The sequence below is a fragment of the Thaumasiovibrio clandestinus genome (assembly GCF_047250365.1).
In the GTDB taxonomy this organism is placed as follows: Bacteria; Pseudomonadota; Gammaproteobacteria; order Enterobacterales; family Vibrionaceae; genus Thaumasiovibrio.
This window is the reverse complement of sequence record NZ_JBLBVL010000001.1, coordinates 368,299-389,101: the sequence shown is the minus strand read 5'-3', so window position 1 is coordinate 389,101 and position 20,803 is coordinate 368,299. Positions and strand designations below refer to the sequence as shown.

Below are 20,803 nucleotides of genomic sequence, written 5' to 3'. Positions count from 1 at the left end.
AGTATTGCCCATAAAAGAAAACCCCGCACAAGGCGGGGTTTTTATTTACGTTGAGATATCACATAAAGCAATTAGGCAATGGTTTTCGCCATTGGCGCGGTTGCTTGGCTTGTAGCGACTTGGCTACCTGCTTGACGATATGTTTCATTGGACTGACGGAATGCCGCCGCAGGAACATCAACATTTGCCACCTCTTTGTGAGGCGCAGGCGCTTTCACCATAGGGGCACTTGCGTGACCTTTTCCTAGCACAGTAACAACGTTTACTTCTGGTGTCGTCGTCGATGCTGCTTTGGTCGCTGGTTCTGCTTCGATTACAGGCTCTGCTTCGATTACAGGTTCTGCTTCGATTACAGGAGCCGCTTCGATCTCAGGTGCCGCTACAACAGCTTTCTGAGGCTTACCCGGCGCTTGAGCAGGAGAGCTAGCTGCTCCTGTTGCCTCTTTTTTGGCTGGTGTTGCAACCGTTTCAGCAGTAACAGCTGCAGCAGGTTGTGCCGCAACAACCGCAGGCTCTTCTGTTGGTGCTGCCTCTACGACAGGTTTCTTAGCGACAGGCGCCGCAGGTGCATCAACAACCGGTGCTTGGTTGCGACCAGTATAAGGCAATACAATTTTACCCATTGCTGCTTCAGGACGCGCCACACCATACTGACCCGGCGTTTTCTCTTGCATAGCGTTGGTTGCTTCAGGTTGCTGATGAACCGCAACTTTGTGCGAAGGCCATACTTTACCCATTGCCATTTCTGGAGAAGCAACGCCAGATTTTAGTACAACCGCGTTTGGTTTGTCGATAACGCTAACGACGTTCTCCATGTCGCTGATGCAATCAGCAGCTTGTTCTACAGCATGCGTAACAGCATCGGCAACTTGGTCATTGTCACGGTAACGACGACGACGCTGGCCGCTAGAGCGCAAATGACGCGGAGTGCGACGATTACGGCGTTGTTTTTTCTCGCCTTTATCATCATTTGTTGCTGCGACTTGATCAACGTTCTCTGCTTTAGCTTGCTCTGCGATTGCTTTGCCAGCTTGCTCTAATTCAGCGCTATTTTGCTCTGGCTTAGGCTGCTCGACACGGATCTTTTTATCAAGCTTACGGCGTTGACGGCGCTGCTTAACTTTCTCCGCTTTCTTTTCTGGCTGAGCTTCAGCAGTGACAGGCTTGTCGACAGGCTTACGCTGCTGTTTAGCGGGTTTCGTCGTTTTATCTTCGCGATCGATAGCCTTGTCGTTAGTTTCTTGACGACGAGGTTTATTACGATCGTTGCGACGTCGATTACCGCTCTGCTCGCTACGCTCTTCGCTTGTGGCCTCGTTGTCACGCTTATCGTGTTGACGATTGCGGTTATTACGCTGGCGATTGCGATTGCGGTTGTTGCGATTGTCACGCGGTTTATGGCGTGCTTGTTCGTCCTTTTTCGATTGCTCTTTCTTTGGCTCTTCTTCGTTACTAAATAGCGCGGAAATTGCAGCAATCAAGCGAGAGAATAATCCAGGCTTGCTTTCGACCTTCTCTTGTTTCTTCGGTTCAGCTTTTTGTGCTTTAACAATAGGTGCAGGCTCTTTAGGAGCACTAAACCCTTGAAGAACAGGCTCTTCTCGCTTCTTAACAGGGGCTTCTGCTTGCGCTTCTGTCTGCTCAGCTTCACGTAATGCGTCGATTTGTTTTGGAATATGATACGACAGCGTATCTTGTTCTTCACCACCACGGACACGAATAACGTCAAAATGCGGTGTTTCCATATTGGCATTTGGCACCACAACAGCTTTTACATTGTGATACTTTTCAATATGTTGAACCGAGCGACGTTTCTCGTTAAGAAGATAAGAAGCAATGGCGACAGGGACGATAGCTAACACTTGAGCAGTGTTGTCCTTCAGGGCTTCTTCTTCAATTAGACGTAGAATAGAGAGCGACAAAGACTCATTATCACGCACGACACCAGTTCCCGTACAGCGAGGGCAAACATGGTGACTTGCTTCTGCCAAAGATGGGCTTAAGCGTTGGCGTGACATTTCAAGGAGACCAAAGCGAGAAATTCGCCCAATCTGTACTCGAGCGCGGTCCATGCGAACAGATTCGCGCAGCTTATTTTCAACTTCACGTTGGTGACGAACTGGGGTCATATCGATAAAATCGATAACCACAAGGCCACCAAGGTCACGCAAGCGCAGTTGGCGCGCGATCTCTTCTGCCGCTTCTAGGTTTGTTTGTAGTGCTGTCTCCTCGATATCGCCACCCTTTGTTGCGCGGGCAGAGTTAATATCGATAGAGGTTAGTGCTTCCGTTGGATCGATAACGATAGAGCCGCCAGAAGGGAGGCGAACTTCACGCTGGAAAGCAGACTCAATTTGAGACTCGATTTGGTAGTGACTAAATAGCGGTACCTCGCCTTCATAACGCTTAATGCGATTTAGGAAGTCAGGGCGAACCAGTTTAATGTGCTCACGAGCGCGGTCGTAGATAGTCGGGCTATCAATCAAGATTTCACCGATATCACGGCGTAGATAATCTCGGATAGCGCGAGCGATCACGTTACTTTCTTGATGTATCAATAATGGGGCAGGGTGGGTTGTCGCGACTTCTTTTACAGCGTTCCAATGATTTAATAGAACGTTAAGATCCCACTCTAGCTCTTCAGCAGATTTACCCACACCAGCAGTACGCACAATAAGCCCCATGCCTTGAGGCAGTTCTAACGTGCTAAGTGCTGCTTTTAATTGTGTACGTTCGTCACCCTCGATGCGGCGTGAAATACCACCAGCACGTGGGTTGTTAGGCATCAATACTAGGTAACTACCTGCCAGAGAGATAAAGGTTGTTAATGCAGCTCCTTTGTTGCCGCGTTCTTCCTTATCAACCTGAACAATCACTTCTTGGCCTTCACGCAACACTTCTTTGATGTTGGGACGACCTTGAGCGGTGTAGTTAGCCGGGAAATATTCGTGCGCAATTTCTTTTAAAGGAAGGAAACCGTGTCGTTCTGCACCGTAGTCAACAAATGCAGCTTCTAGACTTGGTTCTATACGGGTGATTTTACCTTTGTAGATATTTGCTTTTTTTGATTCATGACCAGGGCTTTCGATATCTAAATCGTATAAGCGCTGACCGTCGACTAATGCGACGCGCAACTCTTCCTTCTGAGTTGCGTTAATCAACATTCTTTTCATTAATTTATACTCATTTTAATGTAGTAACGAGTAGAATCCGTTTCTTCTCTCAATGCTGCCTGACCCCAAGTCTGATGTGTTAGAGCCTCACGGCTGGAATTTCAGGGGTGCTCTAGGGCTATACTTCACTCGTTATGTCGCAATGGATTGCGAGCGAGGAACACCACGTTCGCGGTTGCATCTATGACACCGATAAAAAAAACGCATTCTTGCTCGTTATTCAATGTCCAACAGGAGAATGTCTTACGCCGATTGCTGCATCTCTTTGTCAGACGTGTCTAAATAACAGTCATAGTGGTGAATAAGTGCTCACCTGATTACTTGAACGGGCAAAAAGTCCCCTTCAATAGGGTATGATAGCAGGGAGATAAATTTGCGGCAATCCGCTTTAAGGGCATGTTACACTTAAACGCTATGAAAGATGATAAACCTAAAGTGCAATTCATCGAGATTGCTGATGATTTCGAAGGCCAACGTATTGATAATTTTCTGCGTGCAAGGCTAAAAAACGTACCGAAAAGTATGATTTACAGAGTATTACGTAAAGGCGAGGTACGAGTTAATAAAAAGCGCATAAAACCAGAGTATAAATTACAAGCGGGCGATTTGATTCGAGTCCCGCCAATTCGGGTGCCAGAGCCAGAAAATGCTGCGCCAGTGAGCACCAAGCTGAGTAAGGTTGCAGAGCTTGAGCATTGCATCATTTATGAAGATGATCACCTATTGGTATTAAACAAACCGTCGGGCACGGCAGTGCATGGCGGAAGTGGTTTAAAATTTGGTGCTATTGAAGCATTGAGAGCACTGCGACCTGAAGCGCGTTTTCTCGAGCTAGTTCACCGAATTGATCGCGATACGTCTGGAATATTGCTTATTGCGAAGAAACGTTCGGCATTGCGGCACTTGCAAGAGCAGTTTCGTAACAAAACGGTACAAAAATATTATTTTGCCTTGGTGATGGGAGAGTGGAAGGCCAGTTGTAAGAAGGTCACGGCACCATTACTTAAAAATGAAGTAAATAGCATCGTTCGCGTTAATCCTAACGGAAAAGCGTCAGATACTCGCTTCAGGGTGATAGAACGCTTTGAGCAAGCAACTTTGGTTCAGGCTAGTCCGGTAACGGGGCGGACCCATCAGATCCGAGTGCATTGTCAGTATACAGGTCACCCCATTGCGTGGGATGACCGATATGGTGATCGCCGTTTTGATGCTTACACGGCAAAAGCTGGTCTTAATCGCCTATTTTTACATGCTGCGAACATCCGTTTTGTTCATCCAGCATCGGAAGAGGCGATGGAGCTAAATGCCCCAATGGGTAGCGAGTTGGAGCAAGCGCTCACCTTCCTTCGTAAGCAGTAATCCATTCTTGCTTAAAATTGTCCCCCTGCTTAGCGTAGGGGGCTTATTCCCTCTTGGCGTAACATGTCAGTCAATGCGATTAAAGGTAGTCCTATTAGTGTATTTGGGTCTCGTCCTTGCATCGATTCGAACAGTGAGATACCCAGCCCTTCGCATTTAAAGCTTCCTGCACACCAGTAGGGCTGTTCAAGCTCGACATAAGCGGCAATTTCATTATCGCTAAGAGAGCGGAACTGAACATGAAAAGGCTCTACGGTATGGTGTAGCTTTTCTGTGCCAGTGTGATAAAGGGCTAAACCAGTATAAAAGGTGACACGCTTTCCTTGCGCCTTTTTTAGTTGTGCAACCGCGTTAGCAAAGTTTCCTGGTTTGCCAGTGATCTGACCATCTAAAACACACACCTGATCAGAGCCGATAATCCAGTGATGGTCAAACTGCTGCTTCCCGGCCTGTGCTTTGGCAATACTTAACCGTTCAACTAGCTGCTCTGGGTCCTCATTAAGGTGGGCACTTTCATCAATCGCGGGATCAAAAGTGCTAAATGGGAGCTGCAACTTTTCAAGTAACGCTTTTCTGAAAGGGGAACTGGAAGCAAGGATCAGGGGAGTTGACATGGGGTATCTACCTTTTCAAATTGGATGAGTAAATTACCATTGTTATTCAGTAATGAGAATGGGAACTGAGTACTCTACTTAAACGGTGTACTGCCTTTCCGTTGTAAAAGAGATCAGAGCGTAGTTCTAGCATTATAATGGGTAGCGCTGGCAGATATACTGGTAGGCTTGCTCGACCTCTTCAGGTACGTGTTGCTTAGTTTGAAAGCCTTTATCTGGGTACGTTTTTATACGTTCGAAATCAGCCAACAGCGCTTTAAGTACTCTGTCTAATGGCATTTCTCTATTTATATAGTCAAAAAAGCACTGCCTAGTTGACGTTACCTGTAGTTTTTCGATGTGACTCGGCCACTGTTTCATAAACGTTGCCAGAGTGCGGCGCTCCATAAATGGCTTTTGCACGAGAATTATGTTGGAGAACTCCAAACCGAGAGATTGCAGCAATTGATGGGTGAATTGTACATTCTCCCCAGTATTGCTTGATAGCGTTTCGGTGTAAATAGCCTGGGCTGGCACGCCCATGTCTTGTGCGATAGTGGCGAAGGTTTCTGCTTCACTGCGGTCAAAAAGGCCATTAGTAAAGCGCCCTTCACCGCCTGAAAAAATCAAATAGGGGGCAAAACCATCCAGGTATAGCTTCGCTGCATAGTCAGCAACACGCGTGTCGTTACTGCATAGGACGATGATGCATTCACTCGGGGAAAGGGTGTGATCGACTTGCATGTAATCCCACAAGATCTCAATGTACTGATATAACCGTTTGGTCATTAAATTCTCCATCCTTTGAGGTCAATGAGTTAGTTTGCCATAGTTGTGTCGTTATTGGTGGCGATCACGCTGAAATTTTTTCTACACGAATCAAAGAAGACAATTTTTGGTGTTAGTTTACCAAGAAGCCATTATACTCAAGTCGCTTGATATACTGGTGTGCAGTGTTGAACAAATACGTATTGTTATCGCTCATATGTGACTGTCCATATTGCCATCTCAAGCCGCCAAGTTATTTCTACAGGCAAGCAAAAGAGCTGACGGCTTTTTGTTCAAATGTGGCGATATCATGTGCGAGTATCAATAGAAGTGTTCAGCGATAGAAATTTGTTCTATTTTTCTTTGACTCAGAGCGATTAGACAGATAAAATCCGCGCCCTATGCAAAAGGTAAAATTACCGCTGACGGTTGACCCTTCCCGGGCTGCTCAAAAACGCTCTGACTACAATGGTATCATTGGCGCAGAACTTTTAGAGCGACTGGCTGTGTCTTCCTATAGCGTAAATAGTGATGCGAGTGTCACGTTAACTTTCGACATTGACAAGCAAGGTTTGATTGTTGTTCACGGTGTAGCCGAGGTAACAGTAGACTTGGCATGTCAGCGTTGTGGCGAACCATACACTCACCACTATGAAGTCGAGTTCTATTACAGTCCGCTTCGCAAGCCGGAGCAGGCAGATGAGTTACCTGAAGCTTATGAGCCGATTGAAATCGACGAAAATGGTGAGATCAACCTGCTTCAACTTGTCGAAGACGAGTTGATCGTAGCGTTACCACAAGTTGCCATGCATGACGAAGTAGACTGTAAAGTCTCTTCTGATAACTTGGTTTTTGGAGAGATCCCATCTGCTGATGAGCGTCCGAATCCATTTGCCGTATTAGAATCTTTAAAGCAAAGTAACAAGGAGTAGGGTCAATGGCCGTACAAAAAAGCAAAGTAACGCGCTCACGTCGCGGACAGCGTCGTTCACACGATGCGCTGACTACCCAAGCGACATCTGTAGACGTAACCAGCGGTGAAACTCACCTGCGTCACAATGTGACTGCAGACGGTTTCTACCGTGGCCGTAAGGTTATCAACAAGTAAGGTTGAGCCTTTATGGGTCTATCCGTTGCACTTGATGCAATGGGTGGGGATTTCGGTCCCCAGGTAACAGTGCCTGCCGTTGTGCAGGCACTGTTGCAAAACCCGGCGCTAAAAGTCATTATCATCGGCGATCTCGCCGAGATTTCATCTCAGTTAACACTTCTTAATCACGCTCATCATCCTCGAATCCGAATTGTTCATTGTGATCATGTGATCGCAAATGATACGCAGCCGTCCAAGGCATTAAGACGTAGTATGGGCAGTTCAATGCGCATTGCATTGGAGATGGTCGCCTCAGGAGAGGCTGACGCCTGCGTCAGTGCCGGTAATACCGGAGCGTTGGTCGGATTATCTCGTTACTTATTAAAACTCCTACCTGGTGTAGATCGACCTGCTTTGGTCTCTCAGATCCCAACATTACAGGAAAGATCAACTTGGTTGCTCGATTTGGGCGCAAATGTTGCCTGTGATGCTGATACGTTGTTTCAGTTTGCCGTCATGGGAGCGGTATTAGCGGAACAGCATGACATTGCTTCTCCTAAAGTTGCATTGCTCAATATCGGCGAAGAAGACATAAAAGGTAACGATTTAGTCAAGCAGTGTGCTGAGCAGTTAAGCCAATCCCCAGATGTTAACTTTCAAGGTTATATCGAAGGTGATCAAATCTATACCGGACAGGCTGACGTTATCGTCTGTGATGGTTTTGTTGGTAACGTTTCACTGAAAACCAGTGAAGGTGTCGCTAGACTCTTTATTGATCGCATTCGAAACACAGTAGGAAGGAACCCATTACGCCGTTGGTTAGCCAAGTGGTTATTTGCTGACCTATTTGAGAGCTTTAAACAACTGAACCCCGACCAGTATAATGGAGCAAGTCTGTTAGGATTGCGCGGCATTGTTGTTAAAAGTCACGGACGTGCTGATGTTGCCGCGTTTGCAAATGCAATTAATGAAGCGGTGCTGGAAGTTGAACATCAGATCCCAAATAAGATCAATGACCGTTTGGAAGCACTCCTACTTGAGAGGCATTACTAGTCCTTATGTATAGCAAGATTCTAGGTACAGGTAGCTATTTGCCTGAACAAGTTCGTAGTAATGCGGATTTAGAAAAAATGGTAGAAACCAGCGATGAGTGGATCGTTACTCGAACTGGTATCCGTGAGCGCCGTATTGCCCGCGAAGACGAAACTGTCGCGATGATGGCGCATCAAGCGGCGCTGAATGCCATCGAGATGGCTGGTATTGATAAGCACGATATCGATTTAATTATCGTTGCCACCACCAGTGCGTCTCACGCGTTTCCTTCGGCAGCCTGTCAGGTACAGGGCTTGCTGGATATTCATGGGGCGCCTGCGTTTGATATTGCAGCCGCTTGCTCTGGTTTTTGCTATGCGTTAAGCGTCGCCGATCAGTATGTGAAATCTGGCATGGCCAAGAATGCGTTAGTGATTGGTGCAGATAAGCTGGCAGCAGCATGTGATCCAGAGGATCGCGGTACCATTATTCTATTTGGCGATGGAGCTGGTGCGGTAATTGTTAGTGCCAGTGAAGAGCCTGGCATACTGTCGACCCATATGCATGCAGATGGCCGTTTTGGCGACTTACTCAGTTTAGAGTACCCACAACGTGGTGCTCATGGCGATGAGAGTAGCGATGCATGGCTTCATATGGCCGGAAATGAAGTATTTAAGGTCGCGGTTACTCAGTTAGCCAATGTGGTGAATGAAACTTTGGCGGCCAACAATTTAGATAAGAGTGAGCTTGATTGGTTAGTGCCACATCAGGCGAATTATCGAATCATTAATGCCACCGCGCGTAAGCTGTCTATGTCAATGGATCAGGTGGTAGTTACACTTGATCGCCATGGCAACACATCTGCAGCGACTGTCCCGACGGCCTTAGATGAAGCGGTTAGAGATGGCCGAATTCAACGTGGACAACTGCTATTACTTGAAGCGTTTGGTGGTGGGTTTACCTGGGCATCTGCACTGGTGAGATTTTAATAAAGGAAGAGTCATGTCTAATACTGCAATTATTTTTCCTGGTCAGGGTTCGCAAGCAGTTGGAATGCTGGCTGAATTGGCTGAAAAATATTCTATTGTGACCGAAACGTTTGCAGAAGCATCCGACGTTTTAGGATACGATTTATGGGCGCTGGTGCAAAATGGGCCGGTCGAAGATCTTAATCAAACATTCCGTACCCAACCGGCGCTACTAGCCGCATCTGTTGCGATTTGGCGCGTGTGGCAACAAGAAGGCGGCGAGAAGCCTGCTGTTGTTGCAGGCCATAGTTTAGGTGAGTATTCTGCGCTTGTGTGTGCTGGTGTGGTGGCGTTTAAAGACGCGATTAAATTGGTCGAGTTGCGTGGCCAGCTAATGCAGCAAGCCGTTCCTGCGGGTGTCGGTGCGATGTATGCCATTATCGGATTAGATAATGATGCGATAGCAGCTGCTTGTGAAGAAGCCAAGCAAGGCGACGTAGTGTCTCCGGTTAACTTTAACTCACCGGGTCAGGTGGTGATTGCAGGTAATAAAGCAGCTGTTGAGCGAGCTGGTGTACTGTGTAAAGAAGCGGGCGCTAAGCGTGCAATGCCATTGCCTGTATCAGTACCATCACATTGTGAACTGATGAAACCAGCGGCGGATAAATTGGCAGTAGCACTTGAAGCCATTGTTTTTTCTGTGCCTGAAATCCCAGTAATCAATAACGCTGACGTCGCAGTCGAAACGGATCCACAAGCAATAAAAGCGGCGCTAGTTAAACAACTTCATTGCCCTGTGCGTTGGACTGAATCAGTCGAAAAGATGGCACAAGATGGTATTGAGACGCTGATTGAAATGGGGCCAGGTAAAGTATTGACTGGATTAACAAAACGAATTAATAAAACGCTATCTAGCAGTGCAGTCAACACCATTGCTAGTCTAGAAGCAGCACAGTAACAATAGAGGGAATGGAATGAGCCTTGAAGGAAAAATTGCACTAGTTACAGGCGCGAGCCGTGGCATTGGTCGTGCAATTGCTGAGTTATTGGTTGAGCGTGGTGCAACGGTTATCGGTACGGCAACCAGCGAAGGTGGTGCAAGTGCGATCAGTGAATACCTTGGTGACAATGGTAAAGGGTTAGCGTTGAACGTAACTTCTACTGAATCTATTGACACTGCTCTAAAAAATATCAAAGCGGAGTTTGGCGAAATTGATATTTTGGTGAATAATGCTGGTATCACGCGCGATAATTTATTGATGCGGATGAAAGATGATGAATGGCAAGATATCCTAGATACGAACCTGACATCCATTTTCCGTTTATCAAAAGCCGTTCTACGCCCAATGATGAAGAAACGTCATGGACGTATCATTAGCATTGGCTCAGTGGTTGGTGCGATGGGCAATGCTGGCCAAACTAACTATGCTGCTGCAAAAGCGGGTTTGATTGGCTTTACCAAATCAATGGCACGTGAGGTCGGCTCTCGTGGCATTACGGTGAATGCTGTTGCCCCAGGTTTTATCGAAACGGATATGACAAAAGCATTAACGGACGAACAACGTGCGGCAATGTCAGCGAATATTCCTGCCGATCGCTTTGGCTCTCCACGTGAGATTGCAGCAGCAGTGGCGTTTTTGGCATCAGATGACGCTGGATATATCACGGGTGAAACGCTGCACGTCAACGGCGGCATGTACATGATTTAAGCAAATGGTTGCAATATCCCTTGAGTTTGGTCAAACTTGGTGTGTTTTTACCCTAAATCGTGGTTTGACCAGCATTATGGGTGTTGCAACTTTTATTGTATTGAATACACTACTCGAAACATCGCGGAAGCGACTTCTTTTAAAGGAAATAGATTAGTATGAGCAACATCGAAGAACGCGTAAAAAAAATCATTATTGAGCAACTAGGTGTGGACGAAGCAGAAGTTAAAAACGAAGCTTCTTTTGTTGATGACCTAGGCGCTGATTCTCTGGATACTGTTGAGCTAGTAATGGCACTTGAGGAAGAATTCGACACTGAAATTCCTGATGAAGAAGCAGAGAAAATTACTACAGTTCAAGCTGCTATTGACTACGTTGTAGGCGCTTCTGAGTAATCTGAATATCTCCCGGGCGGTCTCCATGACCGCCTGTTTTTCTTTGTTACACCTCTTAAAAAATATCTACCCCGGAGTAAACAATCGTGTCTAAACGTCGTGTCGTTGTCACTGGCATGGGTATGCTGTCACCGGTCGGCAACTCAGTTGAATCTTCTTGGAATGCGTTACTAGCAGGTACCAGTGGTATCGGTAACATTGAACATTTTGATGCGAGCAATTTCGCAGTTCGTTTTGCAGGTCTAGTTAAAGACTTTAATTGCGAAGAATATATGTCGAAGAAAGACGCCCGTAAAATGGATCTATTTATCCAATATGGCGTTGCTGCTGGAGCGCAAGCACTGAAAGACTCTGGCATTGAGGTAACTCAAGAGAATGCCGCTCGAGTGGGTGTCGCTATCGGCTCGGGCATTGGTGGTCTTGGTTTAATTGAAGCCAACCATCAAGCGTTGATGGAAAAGGGCCCCCGTAAGATCAGCCCATTCTTTGTTCCATCAACCATTGTAAATATGATTGCTGGCCACTTATCGATTATGCACGGATTACGAGGTCCAAATATCGCGATCTCAACTGCATGTACAACTGGCTTACACAACATCGGCCACGCTGCGCGAATGATTGCCTACGGCGATGCTGATGCAATGTTGGCGGGTGGTGCAGAGAAAGCATCAACCCCAATGGGGATGGGTGGCTTTGCAGCCGCGAAAGCGCTATCAACTCGAAATGATGATCCACAAGCAGCATCGCGCCCTTGGGACAAAGATCGTGACGGTTTCGTTCTTGGTGATGGTGCGGGCATGATGGTACTGGAAGAGTACGAACATGCTAAAGCACGTGGTGCAAACATTTACTGTGAGCTCGTTGGATTTGGCATGAGTGGTGATGCGTACCACATGACATCGCCAAGTGCTGATGGTTCGGGTGGCGCATTGGCGATGGAAGCCGCGATTCGCGATGCTGGCATCAATGCTGATCAGATTGGCTATGTGAATGCGCATGGTACATCAACACCAGCTGGAGATGTTGCTGAAACGCTTGGTATTCGTCGTGCACTAGGCGCAGCGGCGGATAAAGTTATGGTGTCATCAACGAAATCGATGACGGGCCACTTACTGGGTGCTGCGGGCTCTGTGGAATCTATCATCACCGCAATGGCGCTGGTTGACCAAGCGATCCCACCAACAATTAACCTTGATAACCCGGATGAAGGGTGTGATCTCGACTATGTTCCAGGCGAAGCTCGTCAAGTGAACATTGAGTACGCATTGTGTAACTCATTCGGTTTCGGCGGAACGAACGGTTCATTGTTGTTTAAGAAAATTTAACGCGAATCTGTTATTATCAACGGCCTGATTTATATCAGGCCGTTTTTTTATGGGTAAAGGAATGCAGGTACAGATAGCCACTACAAATAACAGCGCATTGTCTGTCAATGATCGAGGTTTTCAGTACGGAGATGGTTGCTTTAGCACGATAGCGGTGCGACATGGCCAACCATTGTATTGGGACTATCATGCCAAGCGCTTTGAGCAAACCTTATCGCGATTGCGTATTGACGCTATCGACTTTGCCCGGTTGCGGGGTGTTGTTGAAGAGCAAGCGAGAGGGCTAGGCAATAGCGGAGTGATTAAAGTTACTATCACGCGTGGTGAAGGCGGACGCGGTTATAGCAGCGCGGCTGATTTTACCCCTAATGTGGTGATAACCACCGCGATGATGCCACCAACGTACGCGACTTTGCGAGAACAAGGGATAGCATTAGGGTTATGTAACACACAGTTAGGTTTAAACCCATTACTGGCCGGAATGAAGCATTTAAACCGGTTAGAGCAGGTATTGGTGCGTCAAGAGATAGACCATCAACACTGGCAAGACGCAGTGGTATGTAACTTAAATGGTCATGTTGTCGAAACTGGTATTGCGAATCTGTTTTGGGAGCAGGGTAACCAATTATATACCCCGGACTTGTCGTTATCAGGGGTCGCTGGCGTAATGCGACAGGTCATTATTGACCAAGCAAACAGACTGAATATCGCGATATCAGAAGTGGCGGTTAAACCGGAGCACTTACTGTCGGTTGAAAGTGTATTTGTTTCTAACAGCCTGATGATGCTGGTTCCCGTTATCGAGTTTAACGGCCATCATTATAAAAAAGGCAAAATTTTCTCATTATTAGCGAAGAGTTTGTATTGTGATTAAACGACTGTTGTTGGTGTTAGCTATCTTTGCAGTGATAGCCGCTGCCGGAGCGTATTGGGCAGTAAATCAAGTCAAGTTAAGTAGTTCTTCTCCTCTATTGATTGAGCAGGAAACGTTACTAACGGTAGCGCCGGGGAGTCACCTCGCCACCGTGGTTCGTCAGTTCGAACAGCAAGGGTGGATAGAGGAGAGCCCTTGGCGTCAGTATATTCGCCATTTGCGGCCAGAATTATCTGCTGTTAAGGCAGGAACATACATGCTGACGCAAGGCATGCATTTTGATGATGCGCTGGCTTTGATTGTGAGAGGCGATGAACATCAGTTCTCTATTACCTTGCTTGAAGGCGAACGTTTTATTGATTGGTTGGCCCTGTTGCAACAGACGCCATATTTGGTTTCTGAAACGGCAACGATGACAGAGGCTGAGATTGCTAAGGTGTTAGGGGCATCAAATGAAAAGTTAGAAGGTTTGCTGTTACCTGAGACATACTATTTTACGTATGGTACGTCTGATCTAACGCTATTAAAGCGTGCCTATCGTGCCATGGATACATTGTTAAGTAATACGTGGGACAGTCGTGATAAAGGCTTGATGTTGAAGACGCCGTATGAAGTGTTGATTATGGCATCCATCATAGAAAAAGAGACCGCATTGGCCGAAGAGCGAGGTTTGGTCTCGTCGGTGTTTAATAATCGCCTAAAGAAAGGTATGCGCTTACAAACAGACCCAACGGTTATCTACGGAATGGGTGACAGTTATCGTGGTGTGATCACTCGTTCAGCGTTGCGTACACCAACCCCTTACAACACGTATACTATTGCAGGCCTGCCACCGACACCGATCGCGATGCCAGGTCGCGATTCTGTTTTGGCAGCACTGAATCCGCCAGACAGTAACTACTACTATTTTGTTGCGGATACGAAAGGTGGTCATACCTTTTCAACCACGTTAGAACAACATAATCGAGCTGTGCGAGTCTATCGCCAGTGGGAACGTTCACAAAGATAAGCTGAGTTATGCTAGGAAAATTTATTGTAATAGAGGGCTTGGAAGGCGCGGGGAAGAGTACCGCCATTTCGCGCATTGAGCGTGTTCTATCTGAGTTTGGTATTAATTACGTTAATACACGAGAGCCGGGTGGTACGCCACTGGCGGAAAAAATGCGTGACTTGATTAAAGAGGGGCATCCTGAGGAACCGCTCACCGATATGGCCGAGTTGTTGCTGCTGTATGCCGCTCGAATTCAATTAGTTGATACGGTGATTAAGCCAGCGCTTGCTCGTGGCGATTGGGTGATTGGTGATCGGCATGATCTGTCCTCGCAAGCATACCAAGGCGGTGGTCGTGGCTTCGACACTCAGCTAATGGCGAACATGAAGTCAATAACGCTGGGGGATTTTAAGCCTGATCTGACGTTATATATGGACATTGAGCCAAAGCTGGGTCTGAAACGCGCACGTCATCGTGGCGAGTTAGATCGAATTGAACAGATGGACGTTTCATTTTTTGAGCGCGCACGTCAGCGTTATCTGTCGTTGGCCGCCCAGGATGAGTCGATATTGACGATCGATGCGTCGGGCTCAATTGATGCGGTGGGTGACGCGATTGAATCGTCTCTGCGTCAATGGCTTACGTTGCATTCTGAGCAGTAGTGGCCGAATGGTCGAGGAATTTTATGCATCAGCATAGTATTGAGCTTTTGCCATGGCAATCGGCGCTTTGGATGCAGTGGCAGGCACAAATAAGAGAGCGTCGCTTGCATCATGCGGTAATGTTACTCGCTCCGTCAGGCAGTGGACGTCATTATTTGACTCGTGCATTGAGCCGTGCGCTGTTGTGTCAGAATTTAGATGATGATGCCTGTGGTCAATGCCACAGCTGCCGCTTATATGCAGCACAAACGCATCCAGACTATCATTGTGTAGAGGCAGAAGAAGGCAAGAAAATTACGGTAGATGCCATCCGACAAGCCAATCGATGGGCGGTAGAAACATCGCAACTGGGCGGTCACCGTATTATCGAGATTCGCGATGCACAATTGTTGGGTGAAGCGGCGGCAAATGCCTTACTGAAGACCCTTGAGGAGCCACCACAAGGGTGCCATTATCTGTTAACCGCGAATGGTGTTGATGGTGTGCTGCCAACGATTATTAGTCGTTGTAGCCAGTGGCGGCAGCCTTACATCAGCGCTGAAGAGGTCACGCAGTGGTTAAAACAGTCACAGAGAGTGGTTGATGCGGATTTTTTACATCTCTATCAGCAGTCCCCTTTAGGTATCGTGGCTAAGCTTGATGCTGGGTACTTACCGTTGCTTGATGAACTGGTTGGTGCGTTTACCGATTTAGTACAGCCTCCTTACCTGGGATTAAACAGGAATGCCGAGCTATTAGTAAAAGCTGGGGATGATGGTTTGTATTGGTTGCAGATGTTATTGCTTGATGCGTTAAAGCATCAACAAGGGGTTGAGGTATCGTTGTGTGTTTACCAGCACCGGTATATGTCGGCTCAACGCTTGGCGTCACACTGTAACGCCGAGCAGCTGCTTTCTCAACTGGCAAAGCTTCAAACATTGCAAAGTCAGTTACTACAAAGCAGTGGATTAAATAGAGAGTTACTCGTTACTCAATGGTTATGTGGTTTTATAAAAGGAGAGAGCAGTGTTAGTTGATTCACACTGTCATCTTGATAAATTAGATTATGACAAGCTACACACAGGTGTAGAAGATGTAATAAATAAAGCACAAGAGCGCGGTGTTACCCACTTTTTATCGGTGGGCGTTGGTCTGGATGCGTTTCCTCAGATGATGGAGTTGATAGCCCCTTTTGACAACGTGTATGCCTCTTGTGGTGTGCACCCCCTCGATATCGAAGCGGGGTTTGACTACGATCGATTAAAAGAGCAAGCGATGCACCCTAAGGTCGTGGCGATCGGCGAAACCGGGCTCGATTATCACTACCAGCCTGAATTAGCTCAGGCTCAACAAGAGATATTTCGACAACATATTCGCCTCGCTGTCGATGTGAATAAGCCGCTAATTATTCATACGCGTATGGCTCGAGAAGATACGTTACGTATTTTAAAGGAAGAGGGTGCAGAACGTGTTGGTGGCGTGCTGCATTGTTTTACTGAGAGTTTAGACATGGCACAAGAGGCCATTGCCCTTGGCTTCTATATCTCAATTTCAGGCATTGTTACCTTTAATAAAGCGTCGGAATTGAAGCATGTTGTTAGCCAGTTGCCGCTGGAGAACTTATTGGTTGAGACAGATTCTCCCTATTTGGCTCCCATCCCCTACCGTGGTAAACAGAATCAGCCTGCGTATGTAAAAGAGGTGGCCGACTATGTTGGTTTACTGAAAGGCGTACCTGGTGTCGATGTCGCTAAAATAACCAGTGAAAACTTCTTTCGCTTATTTAATATAGAAAAATAAGTTTTTATTGAAAAATCTTATCAATGGGCCTTGTGGCCCGTTTTTTTTGCGTCTAACTTAATAGTTATGCGCTATCGGCATTATTCTCGAGAAGTAGGTCATTTATTTTAGGGCCTGAATTATATTTTTACTGTATTTGGTTTCGTTAAAACAATTAACATTATATCTTTAGTTTTTCTTTGTTCTGGATATTTGAGCTGGTTCAAATTGCTTTATTTTTCCTTTTAAGTCAGTAGTTTAATTTATTTTTTGCATTGAATTAAAAGGGGGGTTTGTGATCGGTTTAGCGTTTTTGAGAACGATGTCTATCGTGGTAGCACAAAGAAAGTTGCGTACAGGGTATAGTTAGCCCCGTTTTCGAGTGTATCGAACGCAAATGGAAATTATGGCGTTGGCATTTGATGTTACTCAAGGTAGCCGCCAGCCCAAATATAAAGCAAAAACTATAATTTATTCTCAGGAGCACATTATGTTTAAGAACCTTTTTGCGAATATGCAGAAAGTCGGTAAGGCACTGATGCTGCCAGTATCGGTTCTGCCAATCGCTGGTATTCTGCTAGGTGTTGGTGCGGCTAACTTCTCTTGGATGCCAGCAGTATTATCGGGCATCATGGAGCAAGCTGGTGGTTCAGTGTTCGGCCAGATGCCACTGCTTTTTGCAGTCGGTGTTGCATTAGGCTTTACTAAGAACGACGGCGTTGCAGGCCTTGCCGCTATCGTTGGTTACGGCATTATGACAGCAACGCTAGCAGTAATGGCTGGCGTTATGGGTGTTGATAGTATCGATACAGGTGTTCTAGGCGGCATCATCGTTGGTGCGATTGCTGGTTGGGCATTTAACAAGTTCTTCCGTATTCGTCTTCCTGAATACCTTGGCTTCTTCTCAGGTAAGCGCTTTGTTCCAATCGTTACTGGTTTTGCAGCAATTGGTGCGGGTCTTGTTCTATCTTTTGTATGGCCTCCAATTGGAAGCGGTATCTCAGCGTTTTCTGACTGGGCTGCTAACCAAAACCCAACGGTTGCGTTTGGTATTTACGGCGTAGTAGAGCGTTCTCTTATCCCATTTGGTCTGCACCACATTTGGAACGTACCGTTCTTCTTTGAGGCGGGTGAGTGTCTAAATGCGGCAGGTGAAATCCGTAACGGCGTACTAACGTGCTACCTAGAAGCTGATGATGCAACACGTGCAGCAGGTAACGGCTTCGGTCAACTAGCTGGTGGCTACATGTTCAAAATGTACGGTCTACCTGCAGCAGCGATTGCTATCTGGCACACAGCGAAACCGGAAAACCGCGCAAAAGTGGGCGGTATCATGGTCTCAGCAGCATTGACTTCATTCCTAACTGGTATTACTGAACCAATCGAATTCGCATTCCTATTCGTTGCTCCAGCGCTGTATGCTATCCACGCGCTATTGGCAGGTACTGCGTTTATCATCACCAATACTCTTGGTATGGTTCACGGTACGTCTTTCTCTCACGGCTTTATCGACTTCCTAGTACTGTCTGGTAACTCTGTGAAGACATGGCTCTTCCCAGTTATGGGTCTAATCTACGCTGCGATCTACTACACCGTTTTCCGTGTAGCCATTGTTAAGCTAGATCTGAAAACGCCAGGTCGTGAAGACGAGTCAGAAGAAGCAACGTCAACGGCGACTGGTACAGATATGGCTGCGCAACTAGTTGCGGCGTTTGGTGGTAAAGAGAACATCACTAACCTTGACGCTTGTATCACTCGTCTACGTGTTGCGGTAGCAAGCGTTGAAAAAGTGGACCAAGATAAACTGAAACAACTGGGCGCAGCTGGTGTTGTTGTCGTAGGCGGTGGTATTCAGGCTATCTTCGGTACTAAGTCAGACAACCTTAAGTCTGATATGGACGAGTGGATCCGTACACACGGTTAATCAAACACATTCCCCTGTTAAAAAGGAAGCCTTATGGCTTCCTTTTTTTTGTGGGATTAAAATACCAAGATGCCGTGTTTAAAAGGGCAATGAAGAGAAGAGCAGGGTAAATACAGGCACAGATAAACTCAGTAAAAAACCACTAACAATCGCAATAGGCACCAGTTGTGCACCGCCATGTGTTTGAATTACTGGTAAAGTAAAGTCCATGCTGGTTGCGCCACCGATACCAATTGCACACAGTGGCTTTGTGCGGATAAGTACTGGAATCAATATCAGAGCCAGCAACTCTCGAAATAACTCATTGATAAACGCAGCTCCACCATAAACTGGTCCATATAAGTCGCCGATGAGAATGCCTGATAACGTATACCAGCCAAAGCCGGATGCCATTGCCAAGCCTTGAGATAGAGGAAGTGACAGAATATAAGCGGCGATTATTCCACCACACCAAGACGTTATATAAATTACGCAAGTTATCGCCAGTCCAGCTTTGTTGAGCAGGATCTGGCGTAAGCTGATGCCACTGTTTCTAAGCTCAATACCAATAAGCAAAAGTAGCAGCATGAGTAACCCTTCGCTGGCGCTTTCAACAATCGATGGGGGAATTGGAATGAGTACGCCGATAACAAATCCAGCCACGACATACCCAATCAGCTTTAAAGATTGAAATACCATGGCAAACATATTGGTATGCGAGGTTGAAGAATGTACCGTGTTGACGACTATTTTTTTACTTAAGTAATAGAGCCCGATCAGGTTTAACACCAAAATGGAGCCACTGAAGATGGTAACAATAACTGCAATGGTGCGAATGTTAAGCATGATATTATCGAGATTAGCTAAACTAATGCCCATTAATGTCAGTACGCCAACGATCAATAACAATGTGGCTTTATTAACGATGTAAAGGTGCTTTGGGTTTGATAGAGAAAGACAGTACCCCAAAATCAAAGGGATAAAAATGAGAAGTAATCCGGCGATCATTGATGCTTAATCCGCTTATAAAAAGGGCAAGATAGCACCATGAACAAAGAAGGGTCAAATTTTGACTGAGCTAAATCGTTAGTCAGAACAATAAAGTATGAACAGAAGGTGGGGTCGTTAGCCCCATCCTGTCTTCTGTGTTGATAATCAGTGAGTCACTGGCTTAAAGGCCGCTGTTTCGAATGATTTCTTGTATTTGGCTTTTAAACTCTTGATTGCTGAGGTTACTTAATTCATACATCGCTTCGGCCCCGGCAAGGTCAAGCTCCACTTCATGCTCAAAATAATTGTCATCTTGATTACGAAAGAGTAGCAGGTGGTTCGCCATGCGTGCTAAGTCGACGTAACGGGTTTCGCCCTCTTTTTTAGTGCTTAGGTAACTGTTTGATGCGACTTCTAAATAATCGTTATCAAAGCCCCAATGTTTTAAAACCAAAATACTGGCTTTGTTACACCCTTGGGCAAACACCTCTTTCGCGATGTTGAAATCGAGGAAGTTCCCGTCTTCAAGATAGAGTTGGTACTCTTTAATTAGTGAAAATAGCCCGATATCGGCCAGTAAACAGGCAAGAAGGGCTTTTTCCGGTTCGAGCGTGGTTTTTTCATCACTGTGTTTAATAATGCCGTTGCAAACTAAAGTTGTTGCACCAGCCAATAAACGTGATTGGTTAGCACTGATTTCAAGTAGCTTGTTACATTCAGTGCTAAATTCCGCTGATCGTTTTAGTTCTTCAATGGCTTGAGCGGTAACAATATCTCTAACGCGGTACATGCCAAGACGAGAAACAGCGGTAATAATATCATGGCAAGTGACGTTTAAAGGGCTAAATACAACAGAGTTGGCGGCTCGAATAACAGAGGCAGTAAGGCTAGGGTCATCAACTAAGGCATCCGCGATATCTCTAATTGCACTGTCTTCGTCTTGACATATTTTGTGGATCCGTAACACGACTTCAGGGATCGGTGGGAGTGATAGTTTGTTGTATTTTATCGCATCGATAACACGTGTTCTAAATTCATTATTAATGCTAGTCAAGATTTGCTTATGCGCAGGCGTGTGCCACATTAAGGCTAAATGGGTCATAGTTAGATTTATAGCTATTGTTGTATTTTAACGACGGTCTGTGCGCTTCATTATACGTGTTTTTACTAATGATGTAGCCTGCCAGTGTGACATTGAACCCGTTTTTCATAA

General features: G+C 46.2%; 21 protein-coding genes. 15 read left to right on the top strand and 6 right to left on the bottom strand.

Going from position 1 to position 20,803, the window contains the following annotated elements:
* Nucleotides 1–71 precede the first annotated feature (71 nt).
* A complete protein-coding gene (rne, locus tag ACKLNH_RS01855; protein ID WP_413110527.1) occupies nucleotides 72–3,173 on the bottom strand; it encodes a ribonuclease E in 3,102 nt (1,033 codons plus the stop codon).
* A 414-nt stretch (nucleotides 3,174–3,587) separates the two neighbouring features.
* Between rne and rluC the strand changes: the two genes are divergently transcribed.
* Nucleotides 3,588–4,532, top strand: coding sequence for a 23S rRNA pseudouridine(955/2504/2580) synthase RluC (gene rluC, locus ACKLNH_RS01850; RefSeq protein WP_413110526.1), 945 nt, complete (start codon nucleotides 3,588–3,590; stop codon nucleotides 4,530–4,532).
* Between the two features lie 29 nt (nucleotides 4,533–4,561).
* Here rluC and ACKLNH_RS01845 read toward each other — a convergent pair whose 3' ends face one another.
* Both ACKLNH_RS01845 and ACKLNH_RS01840 read right to left on the bottom strand, forming a co-directional pair.
* The gene (locus ACKLNH_RS01845) at nucleotides 4,562–5,146 is read right to left on the bottom strand and encodes a Maf family protein (RefSeq protein WP_413110525.1); all 585 of its coding nucleotides are present in this window, start codon (nucleotides 5,144–5,146) and stop codon (nucleotides 4,562–4,564) included.
* A gap of 132 nt (nucleotides 5,147–5,278) precedes the next feature.
* Nucleotides 5,279–5,914 (bottom strand): YdcF family protein, encoded by a 636-nt coding sequence (locus ACKLNH_RS01840; RefSeq protein WP_413110524.1) that lies wholly within the window; start codon nucleotides 5,912–5,914, stop codon nucleotides 5,279–5,281.
* Nucleotides 5,915–6,294: 380 nt separating this feature from the next.
* Between ACKLNH_RS01840 and yceD the strand changes: the two genes are divergently transcribed.
* The 14 genes from yceD (at nucleotide 6,295) to ptsG (ending at nucleotide 18,621) form a co-directional block, all read left to right on the top strand.
* A complete protein-coding gene (gene yceD, locus ACKLNH_RS01835; RefSeq protein WP_413110523.1) occupies nucleotides 6,295–6,825 on the top strand; it encodes a 23S rRNA accumulation protein YceD in 531 nt (176 codons plus the stop codon).
* A 5-nt stretch (nucleotides 6,826–6,830) separates the two neighbouring features.
* Nucleotides 6,831–7,001: a 50S ribosomal protein L32 gene (gene rpmF / locus ACKLNH_RS01830; RefSeq protein WP_413110522.1), complete on the top strand. Its 171-nt coding sequence runs from the start codon at nucleotides 6,831–6,833 to the stop codon at nucleotides 6,999–7,001.
* A gap of 12 nt (nucleotides 7,002–7,013) precedes the next feature.
* Nucleotides 7,014–8,036, top strand: coding sequence for a phosphate acyltransferase PlsX (gene plsX / locus ACKLNH_RS01825; RefSeq protein ID WP_413110521.1), 1,023 nt, complete (start codon nucleotides 7,014–7,016; stop codon nucleotides 8,034–8,036).
* A 5-nt stretch (nucleotides 8,037–8,041) separates the two neighbouring features.
* Nucleotides 8,042–9,004 carry a beta-ketoacyl-ACP synthase III gene (locus ACKLNH_RS01820; protein WP_413110520.1) on the top strand — a complete coding sequence of 321 codons (963 nt, stop codon included), beginning with the start codon at nucleotides 8,042–8,044 and terminating at the stop codon, nucleotides 9,002–9,004.
* A 13-nt stretch (nucleotides 9,005–9,017) separates the two neighbouring features.
* The gene (gene fabD / locus ACKLNH_RS01815; RefSeq protein ID WP_413110519.1) at nucleotides 9,018–9,941 is read left to right on the top strand and encodes an ACP S-malonyltransferase; all 924 of its coding nucleotides are present in this window, start codon (nucleotides 9,018–9,020) and stop codon (nucleotides 9,939–9,941) included.
* 16 nt (nucleotides 9,942–9,957) lie between these two features.
* Nucleotides 9,958–10,692 carry a 3-oxoacyl-ACP reductase FabG gene (gene fabG / locus ACKLNH_RS01810; RefSeq protein ID WP_413110518.1) on the top strand — a complete coding sequence of 245 codons (735 nt, stop codon included), beginning with the start codon at nucleotides 9,958–9,960 and terminating at the stop codon, nucleotides 10,690–10,692.
* A gap of 158 nt (nucleotides 10,693–10,850) precedes the next feature.
* Nucleotides 10,851–11,087 (top strand): acyl carrier protein, encoded by a 237-nt coding sequence (acpP, locus tag ACKLNH_RS01805; RefSeq protein WP_016961388.1) that lies wholly within the window; start codon nucleotides 10,851–10,853, stop codon nucleotides 11,085–11,087.
* 86 nt (nucleotides 11,088–11,173) lie between these two features.
* Entirely contained in the window at nucleotides 11,174–12,412 is a 1,239-nt protein-coding gene (gene fabF / locus ACKLNH_RS01800) for a beta-ketoacyl-ACP synthase II (protein WP_413110517.1), read from the top strand.
* Between the two features lie 61 nt (nucleotides 12,413–12,473).
* On the top strand, nucleotides 12,474–13,286 hold the full coding sequence (gene pabC, locus ACKLNH_RS01795) for an aminodeoxychorismate lyase (protein WP_413110516.1): 813 nt from the start codon (nucleotides 12,474–12,476) through the stop codon (nucleotides 13,284–13,286).
* Complete coding sequence (mltG, locus tag ACKLNH_RS01790; RefSeq protein WP_413110515.1) at nucleotides 13,279–14,295, top strand: endolytic transglycosylase MltG; 1,017 nt, start codon at nucleotides 13,279–13,281, stop codon at nucleotides 14,293–14,295. Before pabC ends, mltG begins: the two co-directional genes overlap by 8 nt.
* A gap of 8 nt (nucleotides 14,296–14,303) precedes the next feature.
* Nucleotides 14,304–14,939: a dTMP kinase gene (tmk, locus tag ACKLNH_RS01785; RefSeq protein ID WP_413110514.1), complete on the top strand. Its 636-nt coding sequence runs from the start codon at nucleotides 14,304–14,306 to the stop codon at nucleotides 14,937–14,939.
* Nucleotides 14,940–14,962: 23 nt separating this feature from the next.
* On the top strand, nucleotides 14,963–15,955 hold the full coding sequence (locus ACKLNH_RS01780) for a DNA polymerase III subunit delta' C-terminal domain-containing protein (RefSeq protein ID WP_413110513.1): 993 nt from the start codon (nucleotides 14,963–14,965) through the stop codon (nucleotides 15,953–15,955).
* Nucleotides 15,945–16,718 carry a TatD family hydrolase gene (locus tag ACKLNH_RS01775; RefSeq protein WP_413110512.1) on the top strand — a complete coding sequence of 258 codons (774 nt, stop codon included), beginning with the start codon at nucleotides 15,945–15,947 and terminating at the stop codon, nucleotides 16,716–16,718. Before ACKLNH_RS01780 ends, ACKLNH_RS01775 begins: the two co-directional genes overlap by 11 nt.
* Before the next feature lie 469 nt (nucleotides 16,719–17,187).
* A complete protein-coding gene (gene ptsG / locus ACKLNH_RS01770) occupies nucleotides 17,188–18,621 on the top strand; it encodes a PTS glucose transporter subunit IIBC (RefSeq protein WP_413110511.1) in 1,434 nt (477 codons plus the stop codon).
* A gap of 78 nt (nucleotides 18,622–18,699) precedes the next feature.
* On the opposite strand, the gene ACKLNH_RS01765 is transcribed toward ptsG, so the two are convergent.
* The 3 genes from ACKLNH_RS01765 to ACKLNH_RS01755 form a co-directional block, all read right to left on the bottom strand.
* Nucleotides 18,700–19,608 carry a LysO family transporter gene (locus ACKLNH_RS01765; RefSeq protein ID WP_413110510.1) on the bottom strand — a complete coding sequence of 303 codons (909 nt, stop codon included), beginning with the start codon at nucleotides 19,606–19,608 and terminating at the stop codon, nucleotides 18,700–18,702.
* A 163-nt stretch (nucleotides 19,609–19,771) separates the two neighbouring features.
* Nucleotides 19,772–20,692, bottom strand: a complete 921-nt coding sequence (locus ACKLNH_RS01760) for an HDOD domain-containing protein (RefSeq protein ID WP_413110509.1) — start codon at nucleotides 20,690–20,692, stop codon at nucleotides 19,772–19,774.
* Nucleotides 20,652–20,801 (bottom strand): hypothetical protein, encoded by a 150-nt coding sequence (locus ACKLNH_RS01755; protein WP_413110768.1) that lies wholly within the window; start codon nucleotides 20,799–20,801, stop codon nucleotides 20,652–20,654. Before ACKLNH_RS01755 ends, ACKLNH_RS01760 begins: the two co-directional genes overlap by 41 nt.
* Between the last annotated feature and the right edge of the window lie 2 nt (nucleotides 20,802–20,803).

What these genes read in the sequence shown, in the direction of transcription:
- rne (WP_413110527.1), bottom strand. Translation starts at nt 3,173, where the DNA reads ATGAAAAGAATGTTGATTAACGCAACTCAGAAGGAAGAGTTGCGCGTC.
- plsX (WP_413110521.1), top strand. Translation starts at nt 7,014, where the DNA reads ATGGGTCTATCCGTTGCACTTGATGCAATGGGTGGGGATTTCGGTCCC.
- ACKLNH_RS01765 (WP_413110510.1), bottom strand. Translation starts at nt 19,608, where the DNA reads ATGATCGCCGGATTACTTCTCATTTTTATCCCTTTGATTTTGGGGTAC.
- ptsG (WP_413110511.1), top strand. Translation starts at nt 17,188, where the DNA reads ATGTTTAAGAACCTTTTTGCGAATATGCAGAAAGTCGGTAAGGCACTG.
- fabG (WP_413110518.1), top strand. Translation starts at nt 9,958, where the DNA reads ATGAGCCTTGAAGGAAAAATTGCACTAGTTACAGGCGCGAGCCGTGGC.
- yceD (WP_413110523.1), top strand. Translation starts at nt 6,295, where the DNA reads ATGCAAAAGGTAAAATTACCGCTGACGGTTGACCCTTCCCGGGCTGCT.
- ACKLNH_RS01760 (WP_413110509.1), bottom strand. Translation starts at nt 20,692, where the DNA reads ATGACCCATTTAGCCTTAATGTGGCACACGCCTGCGCATAAGCAAATC.
- ACKLNH_RS01755 (WP_413110768.1), bottom strand. Translation starts at nt 20,801, where the DNA reads ATGAAAAACGGGTTCAATGTCACACTGGCAGGCTACATCATTAGTAAA.
- fabD (WP_413110519.1), top strand. Translation starts at nt 9,018, where the DNA reads ATGTCTAATACTGCAATTATTTTTCCTGGTCAGGGTTCGCAAGCAGTT.
- ACKLNH_RS01840 (WP_413110524.1), bottom strand. Translation starts at nt 5,914, where the DNA reads ATGACCAAACGGTTATATCAGTACATTGAGATCTTGTGGGATTACATG.
- tmk (WP_413110514.1), top strand. Translation starts at nt 14,304, where the DNA reads ATGCTAGGAAAATTTATTGTAATAGAGGGCTTGGAAGGCGCGGGGAAG.
- ACKLNH_RS01845 (WP_413110525.1), bottom strand. Translation starts at nt 5,146, where the DNA reads ATGTCAACTCCCCTGATCCTTGCTTCCAGTTCCCCTTTCAGAAAAGCG.
- pabC (WP_413110516.1), top strand. Translation starts at nt 12,474, where the DNA reads ATGCAGGTACAGATAGCCACTACAAATAACAGCGCATTGTCTGTCAAT.
- acpP (WP_016961388.1), top strand. Translation starts at nt 10,851, where the DNA reads ATGAGCAACATCGAAGAACGCGTAAAAAAAATCATTATTGAGCAACTA.
- rpmF (WP_413110522.1), top strand. Translation starts at nt 6,831, where the DNA reads ATGGCCGTACAAAAAAGCAAAGTAACGCGCTCACGTCGCGGACAGCGT.
- ACKLNH_RS01780 (WP_413110513.1), top strand. Translation starts at nt 14,963, where the DNA reads ATGCATCAGCATAGTATTGAGCTTTTGCCATGGCAATCGGCGCTTTGG.
- rluC (WP_413110526.1), top strand. Translation starts at nt 3,588, where the DNA reads ATGAAAGATGATAAACCTAAAGTGCAATTCATCGAGATTGCTGATGAT.
- ACKLNH_RS01820 (WP_413110520.1), top strand. Translation starts at nt 8,042, where the DNA reads ATGTATAGCAAGATTCTAGGTACAGGTAGCTATTTGCCTGAACAAGTT.